Annotated in this window: 18 protein-coding genes; 6 read left to right on the forward strand and 12 right to left on the reverse strand. The window is 69.3% G+C overall.

From position 1 onward, the window contains the following. From ABI385_RS17380 to ABI385_RS17410, 7 genes are all read right to left on the reverse strand, one after another. The coding region (locus ABI385_RS17380; protein ID WP_348105021.1) for a hypothetical protein at nt 1–316 on the reverse strand (316 nt) is incomplete at its 3' end. 121 nt (nt 317–437) lie between these two features. Beyond that, nucleotides 438–752, reverse strand: a complete 315-nt coding sequence (locus ABI385_RS17385) for a hypothetical protein (protein WP_348105022.1) — start codon at nt 750–752, stop codon at nt 438–440. Between the two features lie 66 nt (nt 753–818). Further along, a complete protein-coding gene (locus ABI385_RS17390) occupies nt 819–1430 on the reverse strand; it encodes an SAM-dependent methyltransferase (protein ID WP_348105023.1) in 612 nt (203 codons plus the stop codon). Next, entirely contained in the window at nt 1427–1558 is a 132-nt protein-coding gene (locus tag ABI385_RS17395; RefSeq protein WP_348105024.1) for a hypothetical protein, read from the reverse strand. Before ABI385_RS17395 ends, ABI385_RS17390 begins: the two co-directional genes overlap by 4 nt. A gap of 3 nt (nt 1559–1561) precedes the next feature. Beyond that, nucleotides 1562–1771: a hypothetical protein gene (locus tag ABI385_RS17400; RefSeq protein WP_348105025.1), complete on the reverse strand. Its 210-nt coding sequence runs from the start codon at nt 1769–1771 to the stop codon at nt 1562–1564. Between the two features lie 250 nt (nt 1772–2021). After that, complete coding sequence (locus ABI385_RS17405; RefSeq protein ID WP_348105026.1) at nt 2022–2963, reverse strand: acyl-CoA dehydrogenase family protein; 942 nt, start codon at nt 2961–2963, stop codon at nt 2022–2024. After that, complete coding sequence (locus ABI385_RS17410) at nt 2960–3535, reverse strand: hypothetical protein (RefSeq protein ID WP_348105027.1); 576 nt, start codon at nt 3533–3535, stop codon at nt 2960–2962. Before ABI385_RS17410 ends, ABI385_RS17405 begins: the two co-directional genes overlap by 4 nt. A 156-nt stretch (nt 3536–3691) precedes the next feature. Between ABI385_RS17410 and ABI385_RS17415 the strand changes: the two genes are divergently transcribed. Together ABI385_RS17415 and ABI385_RS17420 are read left to right on the forward strand one after the other, a co-directional pair. Beyond that, entirely contained in the window at nt 3692–4450 is a 759-nt protein-coding gene (locus tag ABI385_RS17415; protein ID WP_348105028.1) for an ANTAR domain-containing protein, read from the forward strand. After that, nucleotides 4447–5019, forward strand: coding sequence for a hypothetical protein (locus ABI385_RS17420; RefSeq protein ID WP_348105029.1), 573 nt, complete (start codon nt 4447–4449; stop codon nt 5017–5019). The genes ABI385_RS17415 and ABI385_RS17420 overlap by 4 nt, the downstream gene beginning before the upstream one ends. A gap of 62 nt (nt 5020–5081) precedes the next feature. Here the strand turns inward: ABI385_RS17420 and ABI385_RS17425 are convergent, their stop codons facing one another. Both ABI385_RS17425 and ABI385_RS17430 read right to left on the reverse strand, forming a co-directional pair. Next, on the reverse strand, nt 5082–6935 hold the full coding sequence (locus ABI385_RS17425; protein WP_407068298.1) for a glycoside hydrolase family 15 protein: 1854 nt from the start codon (nt 6933–6935) through the stop codon (nt 5082–5084). A gap of 47 nt (nt 6936–6982) precedes the next feature. Beyond that, complete coding sequence (locus ABI385_RS17430) at nt 6983–7456, reverse strand: hypothetical protein (RefSeq protein WP_348105030.1); 474 nt, start codon at nt 7454–7456, stop codon at nt 6983–6985. Nucleotides 7457–7700: 244 nt separating this feature from the next. Here ABI385_RS17430 and ABI385_RS17435 point away from each other — a divergent pair, with 244 nt between their 5' ends. Then, entirely contained in the window at nt 7701–8885 is a 1185-nt protein-coding gene (locus tag ABI385_RS17435) for a zinc-dependent alcohol dehydrogenase (RefSeq protein ID WP_348105031.1), read from the forward strand. A 120-nt stretch (nt 8886–9005) separates the two neighbouring features. On the opposite strand, the gene ABI385_RS17440 is transcribed toward ABI385_RS17435, so the two are convergent. Together ABI385_RS17440 and ABI385_RS17445 are read right to left on the reverse strand one after the other, a co-directional pair. After that, complete coding sequence (locus tag ABI385_RS17440; RefSeq protein WP_348105032.1) at nt 9006–9887, reverse strand: Rieske 2Fe-2S domain-containing protein; 882 nt, start codon at nt 9885–9887, stop codon at nt 9006–9008. A gap of 90 nt (nt 9888–9977) precedes the next feature. Further along, nucleotides 9978–11885, reverse strand: a complete 1908-nt coding sequence (locus ABI385_RS17445) for a TIGR03557 family F420-dependent LLM class oxidoreductase (RefSeq protein WP_348105033.1) — start codon at nt 11883–11885, stop codon at nt 9978–9980. Nucleotides 11886–12034: 149 nt separating this feature from the next. Here ABI385_RS17445 and ABI385_RS17450 point away from each other — a divergent pair, with 149 nt between their 5' ends. From ABI385_RS17450 to ABI385_RS17460, 3 genes are all read left to right on the forward strand, one after another. After that, nucleotides 12035–13138, forward strand: a complete 1104-nt coding sequence (locus ABI385_RS17450) for a glycosyltransferase (RefSeq protein ID WP_348105034.1) — start codon at nt 12035–12037, stop codon at nt 13136–13138. Next, a complete protein-coding gene (locus ABI385_RS17455; RefSeq protein WP_348105035.1) occupies nt 13135–14127 on the forward strand; it encodes a glycosyltransferase in 993 nt (330 codons plus the stop codon). The genes ABI385_RS17450 and ABI385_RS17455 overlap by 4 nt, the downstream gene beginning before the upstream one ends. Nucleotides 14128–14243: 116 nt before the next feature. After that, nucleotides 14244–15029 (forward strand): galactosyltransferase-related protein, encoded by a 786-nt coding sequence (locus ABI385_RS17460; RefSeq protein WP_348105036.1) that lies wholly within the window; start codon nt 14244–14246, stop codon nt 15027–15029. Here the strand turns inward: ABI385_RS17460 and ABI385_RS17465 are convergent. Then, on the reverse strand, nt 14959–16062 hold the full coding sequence (locus tag ABI385_RS17465) for a glycosyltransferase family 4 protein (RefSeq protein ID WP_348105037.1): 1104 nt from the start codon (nt 16060–16062) through the stop codon (nt 14959–14961). The genes ABI385_RS17460 and ABI385_RS17465 overlap by 71 nt on opposite strands. Nucleotides 16063–16119: the final 57 nt, after the last annotated feature.

Consider the following 16119-nt stretch of genomic DNA (forward strand, 5'->3'; position numbering starts at 1 on the left):
CCCACCCCACCCCCGCCGACCCCATCGACACCGCGCCCGTGGACGCGTCGCCGCGGTCCACCGCCTCGGCCAGGACCGCGACCCGGGCCGCCTCACCGAGCCGGATCAGGTCGTCGACCTCCCGGAAGAGTGGACCCAGCTCGTCGCCTTGGGCCTGCCACAACACCACCGACAACCCCGTCAACGCCTCCCGCGCCGCAGCAACCGCAGCACGACGGTCCGTCAACGGCACCGTCGGCACCGTCAACGGCACCGTCGGCACCGTCGGCGGCAGCGCTGGCGGCTGCGGCGACTCGGCGGTCGGAACTGGTGGCATACCCAAGACCTACAACCGACCACCGACACCCCCCCTCGGCCGCTGAACCCGAATCCCGTTGCAGCGTCTGCCGACCCGACGGCCGTTCATCCTGTCGTCGAACGAGTTAGTCCTTTTCGGGTCACCACCTCCCCCCCGCAGCGCGCAAGGCGTGGGCGAGGTCGTCCGGGGGAGTGACGCTCGTGACGAAACCGGTCCGCGCGCCCGAGCTCGGCGACATGGGCGAAGAGGCGGCGCCCGGGATGGCGGGGTTGTTGGTCGCGATCGTGAGGTCCCGATGGTCGTTCAGCGCCCGCACGGCCAGGGTTTCACCCGCGCTGATCAGCGAGGCGCGGTCGGGGACGAGCCCTGTGACCAAAGCGTCGATCCGGTCCTCGACGCCGGCTCGGACCCGAGCACGCACCTCGAGGCTGGTGTCCGGACGGGGTGAGGCCAAGAGGCTCACCTCAGCGCCATGGGTCACCGGAGGCCGCGAGGCTCAGTCCGAGGCTCAGTCCGAGGCTCAGTCGCGCAGGCCCTCGCGGTCGGCGACACTGTCGACCCCGAGGGGGCACAGGACGTCCAGCAGGCAGTCGTCGTCCTCATAGTGACCCACCCGGCTCAGTCCCGTTGTGTTGCAGGCAATCCGGTGTGCCTCGTCGCCGGTGAGCGGATACTCGGGTACGCGTGGACGCCAGTGCACGAGGACGATCTCGCCGTGCGGTGAGAGATGGTCGGCAGCTCCTTGCATGAACTCGGCAGCATCGTCGGCCTCGAGGTAGTACAACATCTCGCTCACGACTATCAGGTCGAAGACGTTGTTCGGCCACGCGTCGTGGGCGTCCCACTGACGTACCTCGATCTGCGCGTCGACGCCCCTGAGACCGTCGAGGCGCCGGCGGGTCTGCTCGACCGCGAGCTCCACGAGATCGACGGAGAGCAGCCGGTCGCAGCGGCGGGCGAGGAGCGCGCTCAGCACGCCGATCGAACAGCCTGGTTCGAAGACCGAGCCGTAGTGCGGTCGGGTCAGTGCGGCGAGGGTCAACGCGTACTTGCGCTGTTCGTACCAGCGGCTCTCGAAACCCCAAGGATCGGGGTCGGCGGCGTACATCTGCTCGAAGTAGTCGGTTCTCACGGCAACAGCATCTCCCGGTTGGTGATCAGACGGTCGAGGACGAAGGGAGGCAAGACCGCGCTGCCTCCCGGCTGCGACGGGTCGAGCTGGCTGCGGTGGGTGGCGAAAACCGAGCGTTTCAGCACCACCGCCTAGTGATCGGGGTGTCCGTCGAAGGCCCAGGTGGCAAGGCATACCGACTCGGACGTCAACGCCGCCTCGACCAGCCCGGCGAGCCACGCCTCGTCGGGCGACACATGGCCGTCGGGCAGCATCAGCTGGATGGGCGGATCGGCACCCAGGACGGTGTAGCCCCGGGCCGCCTCCCTCACCCCGGTCGCCGCGAGGCCGCGGGCCGCCAACCCGGACGGAGGACACGCCGCTGCGCCGTCGGTGACACCGATGAGGTCGACCCGGGCTCCCGCTGATGAGCCGGGTCATCAGGCCGGCCACCCGAGAACCTCGTCGTCGGGGTGGGGCGCGACGACGACCACGTGACGCCAGTCCGTGATGTCGAGAGGGGGGAGCTCCCGTCCGCAGGCGCGCCATACCTCCGCCGGCGTCCTCGGCCTTCGCGGTCGACGATACCGAGACGGCTCGCGCCGATCCTCGTCACCGGGTGGCCTCAGGCGAAGCGAGGCGCCCGAGGACAGCCAGGTCGCGTTCGGCGTGGCTCTGCCGCAGATAGACGGTCAGGTCGTTCACCGCGGTCGAGTGACGAGCGTCCAGGGCCAACGGGGCGGCGCCGAGGGCGCGGCCCACGCGGTCGACAGTCAAGGTGGCGGCGGCCTCGACGACCGCACGCACCCGCATCGCCCGTCGTTGGGCGGCGTCCCGGTCCGTCGGGTCGGCGTCGACCTCGGCTGCCGCAGCCTGCATCGACCAGGTTGCGCCGGCCAGCGCGGCGTCGACCGCGCCGAGATGCGCTGCCGCGTGCTCGTCGAGTGGACGCCGGGAGGCCGCGCGTCGCAGTGTGTCCGCCACCGCCTCGGCGCCCCCCAACCAGCAGGCGGCAACGCCCACCCCGCCGTGCCAGAAACCGGGCCGGTCGAGGTAGTCACCGGGGCCGCCCACCACCCGAGCCGGTACGTGGTCGAACGTCACGCTGCCGGTGGCGCTCCGGCTCATACCTACGGCCTGCCACGCGTCCAGGTCGACCGAGACGCCCGGGTGGCTCAGGTCGACCGCCAACAGGGGTCGTTGCCCGCCGTGTCGTGCCGTCACCAGGGCATGCGTGCACAACCCGGCACCCGAGCACCACGCCTTGGTGCCGTTGAGTATCCAGCCGTCGTCAGGTCCCATGTCGGCGCTGAGTACGGGCAACGGCGGCTCGGCCGCCCAGACGCCCCACCACTGCCCGGGTTCGACCCGCTGGCTGGTCAGCTCCGCGAGGATCGCGTCTGCGTCGGCATTGCCTTCGAGGAGGCGACCGACGACGACATCTGCTCTGGCGGCGTCGGTGAGTCGCTTCCAGCGCGTCGCAGTCTGGCCCTGGCCGGGGAGGGGGACTGGAGGGTCGAGCAGCGCCCGCACGCGCTCGGCGACCGCTTTCATGCGGGTAGGTCCGACTCGAGATCGGTCAGGTCGGCGGAGAGCCCCCACGGGGACCGGTCGAACCTGCGGGTCGTAGTGGATCGGGCCGTTGTGGATACGGCAGCGCCGGGGCTACACGCAACCCGAGCCCCGGCGGTCTCACACCACGTCGCGAGGGCGCGGTTGTCGTGCACCCTCAGGTCAGCGAATCCTCCCGCACGCCAACAGGTCTCGGCCTGTAGCCCGAGGTTCGTCGCAGGAACGTGCCGGTGAACACCGATGAACCCATAGCGTTGGTCGTGGGTCGTGGCGAGCACTTCGTGCCGCGCCGGCCAGTCGGTCACTCGGACGGTTCCGGCGACGACGTGGTGGTCTTCGGCCAACAGCCGCTGGGTCTTCAGCCCCTCCTTCGGGGCGACCGAGTCGGCATCCGTCGTGGCATACCAGGATCCGTCGGTCCGCGGTGCACGGACGAACCCGGCGGCTCCCAGCGAGCCGACCCGGCGCAGCGTCACGGTGCGTGTCTGCACGCGTCTCGGGGTCTCGGCCAGCCGCCCGGCAATGTCGGCGAACGGGACGGCTGGGGTGGGCATGCGAGAGGCATACCCCCACGCGGTGGCGCCCAACCGTCGACGTTGTCTGCATTCGGGATCTCGTCGCAATCGGTCGGTGATCCGTCATGACGACTGAGCCGCTCGCGGCCTCCTTGTTGACGTGGGGGTTGTGGGCTTGGACGGAGGGGAGTGCTGATGGGGTCGAGCACCGCTCCCGTCAGTGAAAGACTCGATGATGCGCTTCGCGTGGCGCGACTCTTCCAGCGGGCGAGCACCGAGCTCAACGGCGACCAGGATGACCTGGGCGCTCTCCTGGTGTCTCTCGCGCTCGAGGTGACCCCCGCCTGCACCTGGGCCGGCATCACCGCAGTCCGTCCCTCCGCCCACGGTGGCCGGACTCCGATGACGCTTGCGGTCAGCGATCCTCTGGTCGCGGAGATCGACCGGGTCCAGTTCACCGTCGGCGAGGGTCCGTTCCTCGGTCACTTTCCTGACCGCTCGGGGCGTGTGTCGAGCCCCGATCTCGCGACGGAGACGCGATGGCCGCGCTTGCGCCAGTACCTGGTGAGCAAGACGCCTGTGCGCTCGTTGGTCTCCGTTGTGGTGTGGCGGACGACAACCCGCTTGACCATGTATGCCGCGACCCCGAAGGCGTTCGACGACAACGGAACTGGGGTTGCTGATCTTTTCGCCGCGCATGCACACGTGCTGGCCGACCGCATCGACGACAGCCGGCGGGCGTCGCAGATGGAACAGGCTCTTGCCGGAGCACGAGAGATCGGAGCGGCCGTCGGAGTCGTGATGGTGACCGAAGCCATCCCGGCGAACGAGGCGTTCCTCGTGCTGCGGCGAACCAGCCAAGACCGCAATATAAAACTACGTGACGTGGCTGCCCATGTCGTCGAAACCGGCCGCGTACCGCAGGCCGCCGCCCCCACCAAGGAGAACCCATGAGCAACCGCAACACCCTCATCCGCTCGCTGCACGACCTCGGCCTGGCGTCCTGGTTCGGGGGCTCGCTCATGGGCGCCCTCGGCCTCAACGGGGCCTCTCAGGACGTCTCGGACCCCACCGAGCGCACAAAGGTGGCCGCCGCAGGGTGGGCGCGGTGGTCCCCCGTGGCCGCGGCGTCCATCGGCGCCCACATCGTCGGTGGCATCGGGCTCGTCATCGCCAACCGTGACCGCGTACAGAACCAGAAAGGTGTAGGCGCGAACTCGGTGGTCAAGGCGTCCATCACCGTCGCCGCCATGGCGACGACGGCATACAGCGGGGTGCTGGGTGCGCAGCTGGCCAACGAGCCCGACCAGCCGACCGCCGGTGGCACCACCCCGAACAACCGCACGAGCCCGAAGGTCGCCCGGATCCAGCAGCAGCTTCGCGTCCTGCAGTGGGCAACCCCGGTCCTCACGGGCGCGTTGGTCGTTCTCGGTGCGCAGCAGGGCGAGCAGCAGAAGCCCGGTCAGATGCTCACCGGTCGCGCACTCAAGGTCGCCGGCGACCTGCGCAACAAGGTGGCTTGACGCGCGGCGAAGGCGTCCCTGCCGTGGTGCTTACCACGGCGGGGAGGCTCTTTTCGTCCTGGTCAGATCCTCCCGGATGTCTCGTCATCGCCGGACAGGGTGAGGGCCGCGTTGACGAGCGCCAGCAGGCTGAGGGCCTGAGGGAGGTTGCCGAGGAAGGCGCCCGTGGACGGGTTCACCATCTCCGCGAGCATGCCGACGTCGTTGGGGGTGGACACCAGCTCGTCCATGAGCCGGTGGGCCTCGTCGGTGCGACCGACGAGGTGCAGGGCGGAAACCATCCAGAACGAGCAGGCGACAAAGGTGGCTTCCTCGTCGGCGGCGCCGGTATACCGGTAGAGGTGCGGTCCGTCACCGAGCTCGACGCGGAGCGCGTCGAGCGTGGAGCTCATCCGATCGCTGCGGTCGAAACCGCTGATCGCGTGCAACAGGATGGAGCAGTCGAGGTCGGACGACCCCGGATACCAGACGTAGGCCTGTCGTTCCGGTGACCAGGCGTGGGTGTCGACCCAGTCGCGGATGTGTCCGGCCTCGGTCCGCCAGCGGGTGGAGTCACCAGGAATCTGGCCGAGGTCGACCAGGTGCGCGGCGTTCGTCAGGGCGTGCCAGCAGCCGAGCTTCGACGTCGTGTAGTGCCGGGTTTCGGGCAGCTCCCACATCCCGGAGTCCGGACGCCGCCACGCGTCGCAGGTGAGGTCGGCTATCGAGGCCAGCGTCCGGCCGGTCGCGTCGTCGAGCACGTTGCCGTTGTCGACGTAGAGCTGCACGATGCTGAACAAGTCGCCGAAGACGCCGAGCTGCAGCTGGTCGGTGGCGCGGTTGCCGATGACCACGGGGCCGATCCCACGCCATCCTGGAGCGTCTTGCTCGACCGGGTCCTCGGACTGGACCGAACCGTCGAGCGCATACAGGACCCGCGGCTCGGGCCCGTGTCGTCGAACTGCGGCCAACAGCCAGCTGATTGCCGCATGCGTCTCCTCGCGTAGGCCGAAGCGGAACAGCGCAGTGAGGGCGTACGCAGTGTCCCGGACCCAGGCGAGGCGATAGTCCCAGTTCTTCCCACCCGCCAAGGACTCGGGGACGGACGTCGTGCCGGCAGCCAGGACGGCCCCGCTCGCGGCGCAGATCAACAGCTTCAACGTCAGTGTGGAGCGGCGTACCGCCTCCTCCCACTCCCCTTCGTAACCGAACGAACGGCTCCACCGCTGCCAGTTCTCGATGGTTCGGTCAACGCCGCGGTCGAGGTCGGCTGGCTCCGGGACGAACAGCGGCTCGCCCTCCGTGGCCACCAGCCCCAGCAGGTGTCGGGAACCCGGTTGGGTGACGTAGTCGACGGTGACCCGGTCCGAGGACACATCCACGTGCTCGTCGCCCAGGGTCCGGACGGCCATGGTCAACCCGTCGACGCGCAAGAGTAGTCCGGCGGACGTGTCCTGGACCCAGGGTGAGGCCGTGTTGAGGCAGGTGCCCGGTGCGACGACACCACGCAGGCGGACCGTTCCGGTGACGCCGTCGACCCTGCGGGCGAGCTCCGCCCACGGCAGGCGTCCCGCCGAACCAGTGTTGAGCGAGTCGGTGACGCGAACCACCCCGGCCTCAGTGGTGAACGTCGTCGTCAGCACGTTCGTTTGTGGCACGTATGCGCGTTCGACCGTGAACGGCGCCCGCGGGCTCAGCGAGACGTAGCCACCGTGCACGGCATCCAGCAACGACGCGAAGGCCAGCACTGAGTCGAAACCAGGCAACGGCAGCCAGTCGATCTGCCCGTCGGTTGCGACGAGCCCGATGGTGCGGCCGTCGCCGATCGCGGCGTAGGACCGTAGATCGGCGTACCCGTCCGCGTCTCTACTGAGCGGCTCCGGTCGGTTTGGCGCCGAACGAACGGGCTCGGTAGCGTCAGGCGAGGACGGCGTCAAGAGACAGGTTTCTCCGTGCGTGGGAATAGTCCGTTATGGCCGAATGGTCAGGCGGGGGACTCCCGCTCAGCGTTCTCGGCCGCCTGGGCCTCGCCTGTGGGGTGGTCGGTCTTCGCGGCGGGCGGCTCGGTCAGCCGGTGCCGAATGGTGTCCAGCGTCTCGTCGATCGAGCCGTCGATCCCCGGGTGGTCACTCTCGGTATGCAGGGTGAAGGTCAGGGTGCAGGCCTGGTCCCCGTCGCTGTCGAAGTCGAGCTCGCCGTGGTAGTCGTGCGGACCCTCGGCGCCCCAGGTGACCTTCTTGCTCGACTCGTCCGTGTGGAACCATGCCGTCCCGCGGACGGTCTGCTCGGCCTCACCGGGCGGGTCGATGACCGCGGTCGTCTCGACAGCGTCGCCGTCGGTCTGGCGTGCTTTGGTGATCCGCGGGAAGTAGGTCGGCAGGTTGCTGGCCTTCGACAGGTAGGCGTAGGCCACGTCCTCGGTGACCGGGAGACGGGTCTCACGGGTGTAGGTGGGCACAGTTTCTCCGATGCGAGAAGGGTGTTGCCCGTCCTCGGGCAGCATGCTGAGCGTAGGGGTCGACGGGCGACTTCGCTTCCTGGCGCTGGGCGTCGCCGGCGAGCAAGGCGCTCGAGCCTTGGCTTCCACCAGCTGCCGGACCTGGGGAGGACAGTGGAAACGGTTTGGGGTTGATAGCAGCGGGTAACCCTCCACCGAGGACAACGCGTTCTTGGCAGCCGTACGAAGCGACAGGAGTGTGTTGATGCGGGCGTTGACATGGCAGGGCAAACGAGATGTCCAGGTCCAGGACGTGCCCGACCCCGAGATCCAGGAGCCCACCGACGCGATCGTCCGCATCACGTCCACGGCGATCTGCGGGTCGGACCTGCACCTGTACGAGGTGCTGGGCGCATACCTGAAGCCCGGAGACGTCCTCGGTCACGAGGCGATGGGCGTCGTCGAGGAAGTCGGTGCCGAGGTCACCCACATCAAGGCTGGGGACCGGGTGGTCGTACCGTTCAACATCTCGTGCGGCAGCTGCTGGATGTGCTCGCGCGGCTTGTACGCGCAGTGCGAGACCACGCAGGTGAGGGACCAGGGCAAGGGTGCGTCCCTGTTCGGCTACACCTCCCTCTATGGTTCGGTGCCCGGCGGGCAGGCGCAGTTCCTGCGGGTGCCCCAAGCCCACTTCGGCCCCATCAAGGTTCCTGACGACGGACCGGACAGCCGGTACGTCTACCTCTCTGACATCCTCCCGACCGCGTGGCAGGCGGTGGCGTATGCCGACGTGCCGGCGGGCGGGACGTTGGCCGTTCTCGGCTTGGGGCCGGTAGGACAGTTCGCCACTCGCATTGCGCTCAACCAGGGTGTGGAACGCGTCATCGGTGTGGACCTGGTGCCGGCCCGGCTGGAGCTGGCGAGGAAACGCGGCGTGGAGGTTATCGACCTTCGCGACGTGGACGACGTTGCTGACGCGCTGATTGACATGACTGACGGGCGCGGACCTGATGCGACGATCGACGCAGTCGGGATGGAAGCGCATGGCTCTCCGGGCGCCAAGGCGGCTCAGACCGCTGTCGGGATGTTGCCGGACGCTCTGGCTCGGCCGTTGGTGGACCGGTTCGCCGTCGACCGGTTGGACGCGCTGCACACGGCGATGAAGGCCGTCCGTCGCGGTGGGACGGTCTCGATCTCTGGGGTGTACGGGGGTGAGGCCGACCCGATGCCGATGATGGAGCTGTTCGACCGTGGCGTACAGGTGCGGATGGGCCAGTGTCACGTCAAGCGCTGGATCGACGACATCATGCCGCTGGTTCTCGACGATGCCGACCCTCTCGGGACGGCGGACCTCGCAACCCACCTCCTGCCCTTGGAGGACGCGGCCTACGGGTACGAGATCTTCCAGGCCAAGAAGGACGCGTGCATCAAGGTGCTGCTGACCCCCTGATGACACGTTCGGACCAAGCCGTCCTCCAGCTCATGGCGGCCATGCTGGTCGGCTGTTGGGTTCCCTGCTTCCCGCGGCACCTGAAGGAGCCCGCTCAAGAGGCGGCCCACAGCGGGTCTGTCAAGGCGCCAGGTTGAGCCGCAGCGTCCGCTCCTCGTCACGGCGGACCTGCACGCGACCCTCCATCACTCTGGTGAAGAACGCCGCCGCCGGCCGGGTGGCGGGTCCCCGGACGACCGAGCCGTCGGTCAGGTCGAACCGGCTCTGGTGCCACGGACATTCCACACATCCGTCCACGATGGGACCTTCGTGCAGCGGGCCCCCCCGATGGGTGCATCGGTCACCGATCGCGTGCACGTCAGGCCCCATCTTGACCAGCAGCACGGGCGTAGCGTCCACCGTTACGGCGACGGCCTGCCCCTCCGTGAGGCTGGAGAACGCGATTGCGTCCGCCCACTCGGTAGGAGGGCGAAGGAACGCCGTGGTGTCGACACCCACTCCGAGCGCGTATGCCAGATGGCCACCGAGCCAGCTCGAGGCACCCACTAGGCCGAAACCGGTGACGGCGAGCCACCGTCCAGACCCGTACCGGGCTGCGCGTCTCGCCAGCCAGGAAGCGGTCAGCAGGCTCAACCCGGCGGTGTTGACGGCCATGTGGGCCACTCCGACTCGTCGCTCGGCGCCCCGTGTGTCGCTCCAGTCGGACAACCCTGCGAGTCCGGCGGGCACACTGCTGACCAGGCCCAGACCGATCAGCCGACGGGCGGCCTCCGGCTCGCCGAACGCGTCGAGGAAGATCGCGCTCGAGAAAGCCCCGATGGGCACGGCCACCAACGCCGGGTGAAGGGGGTGCCCGAGGGCTACTCCCGACAGGACATCCTTGGTCCGCCCGGCGGGCAGGCGGGACACCACCGAGTCGATCGCGTCGGCGAGCGGGTCAAGGACAGAGGCGCTCTCGATGCTCGAGGTGAGTCGTTCGACGGTGCGCGATAGACGAGACATGGAGGTGACTTACCCCGTAACTGCGGACCTGAACCCACTGGTCAGCATTCATGTGGCTTGGCGGCACAGGTCTAACGCCCGCCTCGCATGTCAGCGAGCTATGGCCTGCTCGTTGAACCGACGGGCCGCGTCGTTACCCCATCTGGTCAGACGCTCCACTAACGGTGAGCCCAGCAGCCCGCGGGCAGTGTGACCGTCCACTGTCAGGCCGTCAGGCCAGCGGGGCTGGGGCAACGCCCGCGCGGCCAGCCCCATGATGGCGGCCGTGGTCGCGGGGGCGAGGCCGGCCACGCGAGAACCGACCTTGGCCAGCGGCGTGAGGATGACGATGCTGCGTCCGCGCAGGACTCCGCTGACGATGCGTGCGGCGGCGCGCTCGGCATCCATCGAAACCAGGGGCAGCGACGCACCCGGCGCGAACCAGGCATACTCGGCCGCTTGGTCGCCGGTGAACTCCGCGTTCAGGTGCGAGCCGGTCCGCATCAGCCCTGGGGCCACCGTCGTCGCCGTGATCCCCGTCCCCGACAGCTCCGCCCGCAACCCGTTCGTAAACCCCACCGCGGCGAACTTGGCTGTGCTGTAGGGCAACAGGTGCGGCACGCTGACCAGACCGCCGACCGAGGCGATCGTCGCGATCCTCCCGCGGCCACGGGCGCGCATGGCCGGCAGGACAGCCATCGCCATCGTGATGGGACCCCACGCCATGATGTCGATGGCCTGCTGGAAGTGGTCTCTCGTGAGTGACGCCAGTGGCCCCACCTGAATGATGCCGGCCACGTGGATGGCCACCTCGATGGGGCCGATCTCGTGCTCGACCTGAGCGACGACCTCGTCGAGGCGGACGTGGTCACGCACGTCGCACACCATCGCGATAGCTGCGATTCCGTCTCCAGCGAGGATCGCGACGGCCCCGTCCAGCTCCGCGGCGTCGCGGGCGGTGACGACCGGCCGCAGCCCGCGGCGACCCAGCTCGCGGGCGATGAGCAGGCCCAGACCGCGCGAGGCACCGACGACGAGTGCGACACCGACGGGAGTGGATGACGGATCGGTCGGTAGGGGAGAAGTCATGATGAGGACATACCCACCAGGACACCGGGCCACTCCTGGCAGACCACACCGATCGCAGAGGGTTGAGCGGCTGACCGCTGGGTATTCCCTCTGGGTATTCCCTTGGCATGCCAGCCGCAGGCTTACGAGATGTTCAAGGAGATCGAGTGACCGAGTTCGATACTTCCTGTCGTGCGAGGAGTACGCCCCGAGTGAGCTGATCGAGCAGGCGCGCCTGGCGGAGGAGGCGGGCTTCGAACGGCTCTGGATCAGCGACCACTTCCACCCGTGGACCTTGGTCCAGGGTGAGAGTGCCTTCGTCTGGTCGATAATCGGCACGAACTGTGACGCCGCAGCGAAACCCGAGGTCGTGGGGAGGTCGGCATTGATCGACCAGCCGCCCGCGAACCAGCGGAACTGGTCGTGCGCGCGCTCGACAGCCCGGTCCCTGCTCTGCGGGTCCCAGCTGACCGGGATCTGTCCGATGGCCCGCGCCCTGGACCCGATCCTGGAACGGTGGCTCAGGCCGTCCCGGGCCTCGATGAGCTCCGCGCTCGGCTCGGTGGCGATGAGGTGGTCGGCGAGCGGGCCGAGCAGCTCAACGGCCTTGGGGCCCCCGGCAGCGACGGCGATCGGGACGCCGGACTCGGGGTAGTCCCAGATTCGGGCAGAGTCGACGTCGAAGTAGTGGCCGCGGAACGTCACCAGCTCACCCGTGTGCAGGTCGCGGATGACCGTCATCGCCTCCGCCAGCATCGCCTGCCGCGTGTCGACGCCGGGCCAGCCCTCACCGACGAAGTGCTCGTTGAGGTTATCCCCGGCACCGAGCCCGAGTGTGAACCGCCCGTCTGCCAAAAGCTGCAGGGTCGCCGCCTTCCGAGTCACGACGGCAGGGTGATACCGGATCGTCGAGCAGGTCACGTAGGTCATCAGCTCGATGCGGCGGGTCACCTGCGCGACCGAGGTCCTTGGGGCCCGACTGCTCGGTCATGAGGGTGTAGCCGAATCGCGTCACGAGCCCTCTCGTACCCACGAGGACGACCACGCACCCCGGCTGGTGGGGCGGGTTTCGCAGGGGTCCCCCCGGGTAGAGTTGAAGCGTGTGCGCGCAGCTGCGGGTGCTGCCCATCCCGAGCGGGCACCCCTACCCCCGGAGTCTGCGTCGCGTCGACGGTTCTCCCTCGGTCGCGCGGCACCTGGCTGACCCGGAGGTGCACGGCGTGCCCGAAGGCCAATGGTGGCCGCCGCCGGCTCTCGACCCCGAGTGGGTGGATCGGCATGGGGACGAGGTCGACCTGGTGCACCTGCACTTCGGGTTCGACGCGTCCTCACCCGAGGAGCTTGTTCGCTGGTGCGACGCCCTGGACGCGCACCGCATTCCCCTCGTGCTGACCGTCCACGACCTGGTCAACCCCCACTTCACCGACCAGCGGGTCCATCTGGAGCGGCTGGACGCCCTCGTGTCGAGAGCCGAGCACGTCATCACCTTGACCCCGACCGCCGCCCGTCGGATCGCCGAACGGTGGGGGCGACGGGCGACGGTCCTGCCGCACCCGCACATCGTCCCCCTCGACGACCTGGACCTGCCGAGCGGACGGGATCCGAGCCGCTTCGTCGTCGGCCTGCATCTTAAGAGTCTGCGCGCCAATGTCGTTGCGGCACAGCTTATTCCGTCGCTCATCGCGGCTCTCGACGGACTGGTCGGTGCCGTACTGGCCGTACACCTGCACCGCGAGGTCCTCGATCGCGACCATCCCCGTCACGATCCCGAACTGGTCGCCGTCCTCGGCGAAGCGGCCGCCTCGGGAGTCCTCGACCTCACGTTGCACGACCTGCACAGCGACGACGAGCTCTGGTCCTACCTACGGTCCTTGGACCTGTCCGTGCTGCCCTACGCGTTCGGCACCCACTCGGGGTGGGTCGAGGCGTGCCATGACCTCGGCACCGCGGTTTTGGCGCCCAGGACGGGACTGTGGACCGAACAGCAGGACTGCCACACCTACGGATGGCCGCCGGGCGGCGCGCCGGACGACGCCGACATCCGCCGGGCTGTGCTCAACGCCTACGACTCGCGAACGCCGCTGCAGGCGACCCGAGAGGAGCGTGACCGGCAGCAACGGGAGGTGGCGGCCGCCCACGAGCAGATCTACCGATCGGTGGTGCGCGACACCACGGCGCGGTGGGCCGGTACGGAGCCCGCGTGACTGGCGTGATCGGGTGGTACGCCCACCACGTGGGGGCTGGACACATCGCTCGCGCGGGACTCGTCGCCAGCCTGATGCGTACGCCGGTGGTCATCCTCAGCTCGACCCCCCGGCCAGACGACTGGCCCGCCGACCGCTGGGTCGACCTGCCCCTCGACGACTCACCTGAGGGACGCGATCACGACGCCGGTGGGGTGTTGCATTGGGCGCCGCTCGGGCACCGAGGTTACGGGGAGCGGATGGCGCTCATCGCAGCCTGGGTCGGCTCCGCCCGCCCACGGCTGATGGTTTCCGACGTGTCGGTCGAGGTGACCCTCCTCGTCCGGGCCCTCGGGGTGCCCGTGGCAACCGTCGTCATGGCCGGAGACCGTCGCGACCGGCCGCACCAGCTCGCCTACGACGCGGCGAGCTGGCTCTTCGCCGCGTGGCCGGCGGCCGTCCAACCCGTGCTGGGGTGGCATTCCGACTGGACGGCCAAGACGATTTATCTGCAGGGCTTTTCGCGTTTCGACGCGCTCGTCGCCTCGCCGGCTCCGGGGGAACGACGGGTCGCCGCCCTCTGGGGTCGTGGTGGCTCCTCGGTCGGGCCGCTGGACTTCGCCGCCGCGGCCGTAGCGACACCAGCCTGGTCGTGGGTCGTCTGTCAGGAGGACGACCCCACGTTGCTGTGGGAGATCCTGCAGTCGAGCGACGTGGTGGTGTGCCATGCCGGGCAGAACGTCCTCGCCGAGGTCGCGGCGGCGCGCCGACCGGCAGTCGTCATCCCCGAGGCGCGCCCGCATGACGAACAGCATCACCTCGTCCGAGCGTTGGCGTCGCTCGGCCTCGGCCATGGGCTCACTGGCTGGCCGATCGCCACGGACTGGCCTCAGCTGCTCGCGCACGCGACGCCCGCGGCGCCGGCCGACTGGTCGCGCTGGTCGGACGGCCACGGGGCCGAACGGTTCGGCGCCATCCTCGACCAGCTCGCCGCCCAGGGCGCCGCGTGACGTCACCGCGGGTTGCCGTCGTCACCCTGGCCCACGGTCGTCACACGCATCTCGAAGCGCAGCTCGCAGCTCTCAGGTCAGGGACCCGTCGCCCAGACGCGTGGGTGGTAGCGGCGATGGACGACCCCGCGATCGGCCGCATCGTGACCCGCTTCCACCGCGACGCGCCGCCGGCCCCGTCAATGGTGACCGTGGCTGTCCCTCGGTCCCATGGGCACCTGCCGCTCGCGGCAGCGCGCAACACCGCTGCCTCAGCGGCCATTGAGCTCGGCGCCGACGTCCTGGTCTTCCTCGACGTCGACTGCATCCCCTCGCCGCGTCTCGTCGAACGCTACGTCGACGCGTGCTGGCCGCCGCTCGCCCACCCCGACGGTGGACCGCACCCGGTTGTCCTGTCCGGCGCGGTGCACTACCTACCGCCCCTGCTGCCCGGGCAGCCGCGGTATGCCGCTGCCGACCTCGACCGCTCCACCCCCCATCCGGTCCGCCCGGTCGCCGCAGACGGTTGTTGCGTCGTCGAACCCGACCCGGGGATGTTCTGGTCCCTCTCCTTCGCCCTCACCTCGACCGACTGGCAGGCATTGGGCGGCTTCGACGAAGGCTATGTCGGGTACGGCGGCGAGGACACCGACTTCGCGATGCGCGTCCATGCACGGAGTGGCTTCCTCTACCGGCTCGGCGGCGCACCGGCATACCACCAGCATCACCCGGTCGAGGACCCTCCGCGCCGCCACATGAGTGACATCGTCAGGAACAGCAACAGGTTTCACGAACGTTGGGGGGTCTTCCCGATGCGGGGCTGGCTTGACGCGTTCGCCCACGAGGGGCTGATCAGGCTGTCCGGTCAGCCCCCACGCTGGACGTCGACGTCAGACGTTGGTAGGCCTTCTCGTACTTCGTGACCATCCGGTCGACCGAGAGGTACCGCTCCGCGTGTTCGCGAACGGCGACCCGGTCGAGATCGACGACATCGCCGACGGCGGCTGCCATCGCTGCGACATCACCCGGAGGGACCAGGGCGCCGAGCGACGAGTCCGCCACCACCTCGGGAATGCCGCCGCGGTCGAAGGCGACGACCGGGGTGCCGCAGGCGAGCGACTCGGCAACGACCAGCCCGTATGGCTCGTCCCAGAGTGGCGTGACGAGCACAGCGGCCGAGGAACCGACCAGCTGAGCGAGCTCGGGGACGGCGAGGTGGCCGGCATACCGGACGTCGAGGCCGAGCCGAGGGCGGATGGCCTGCTCGAAGTAGCGCAGGTCGCTCAGGGGTCCGGCGATCACCAAGGGCATCCCGGCCTTGCGTGCCGCGTCGATGGCGAGGTGCGGAGCCTTCTCCGGGACGATGCGGCCCGACCACGAGAGCATCTCGCCGCCCTGTCCGGCCACCCAGGACGTGAGGTCGACACCGTTGGACACGACGTCAGGGCCAGCAAAGGGTCGCAGCACCCGCCACTGCTGGGCGATGAACGCGCTGACTGCGGCGAAGGATCCGGGGCCTCGGGTCGTCTGCGGAGCGGCCTGAATCGCCGACTCGAGCCACGGCGTCGGCGGCGTGTGCAGCGTGGTCAGCATCGGCGTATGCAGCAACGGCGCCATGGCCACCGGCAGGTGGTGCAGCGAGTGGTTGTGGATCACGTCGAAACGGTTGGCGAGCGGACCAGCGAGGGCCATGAGGAGGCGCAGGTATGCGTGGTGGTCGCTCATGAAGGCCCGCTCGGGCATGGACTGGTCGCCGGCCGCCGTCCGGCTGGCCTCCCAGCCGCGGGACGGGAACGCATACTCGGCGAACTCGCCGTCCACGCCGTCCGAACCCTCACCGGCGAACAGGGTGACGTCGTGGCCGCGCGACCGCAACCGTCCGACGAGCTGCCACACCAGCGCCTCGAGGCCGCCGGCGAACGGTTGCCGGATGGGATAGCGGGAAGTGCCGATCACCGCAATACGCAGCGGGTGCCCTGTCCGGCGGGTCGGAACGAGGGGCGCGAAGGGGGC

The organism is Lapillicoccus sp. (genome assembly GCF_039935575.1).
In the GTDB taxonomy this organism is placed as follows: domain Bacteria; phylum Actinomycetota; class Actinomycetes; order Actinomycetales; family Dermatophilaceae; genus Lapillicoccus.

What these genes read in the sequence shown, in the direction of transcription:
- ABI385_RS17405 (WP_348105026.1), bottom strand. Translation starts at nt 2,963, where the DNA reads ATGAAAGCGGTCGCCGAGCGCGTGCGGGCGCTGCTCGACCCTCCAGTC.
- ABI385_RS17410 (WP_348105027.1), bottom strand. Translation starts at nt 3,535, where the DNA reads ATGCCCACCCCAGCCGTCCCGTTCGCCGACATTGCCGGGCGGCTGGCC.
- ABI385_RS17415 (WP_348105028.1), top strand. Translation starts at nt 3,692, where the DNA reads ATGGGGTCGAGCACCGCTCCCGTCAGTGAAAGACTCGATGATGCGCTT.
- ABI385_RS17420 (WP_348105029.1), top strand. Translation starts at nt 4,447, where the DNA reads ATGAGCAACCGCAACACCCTCATCCGCTCGCTGCACGACCTCGGCCTG.
- ABI385_RS17435 (WP_348105031.1), top strand. Translation starts at nt 7,701, where the DNA reads ATGCGGGCGTTGACATGGCAGGGCAAACGAGATGTCCAGGTCCAGGAC.
- ABI385_RS17440 (WP_348105032.1), bottom strand. Translation starts at nt 9,887, where the DNA reads ATGTCTCGTCTATCGCGCACCGTCGAACGACTCACCTCGAGCATCGAG.
- ABI385_RS17460 (WP_348105036.1), top strand. Translation starts at nt 14,244, where the DNA reads ATGGACGACCCCGCGATCGGCCGCATCGTGACCCGCTTCCACCGCGAC.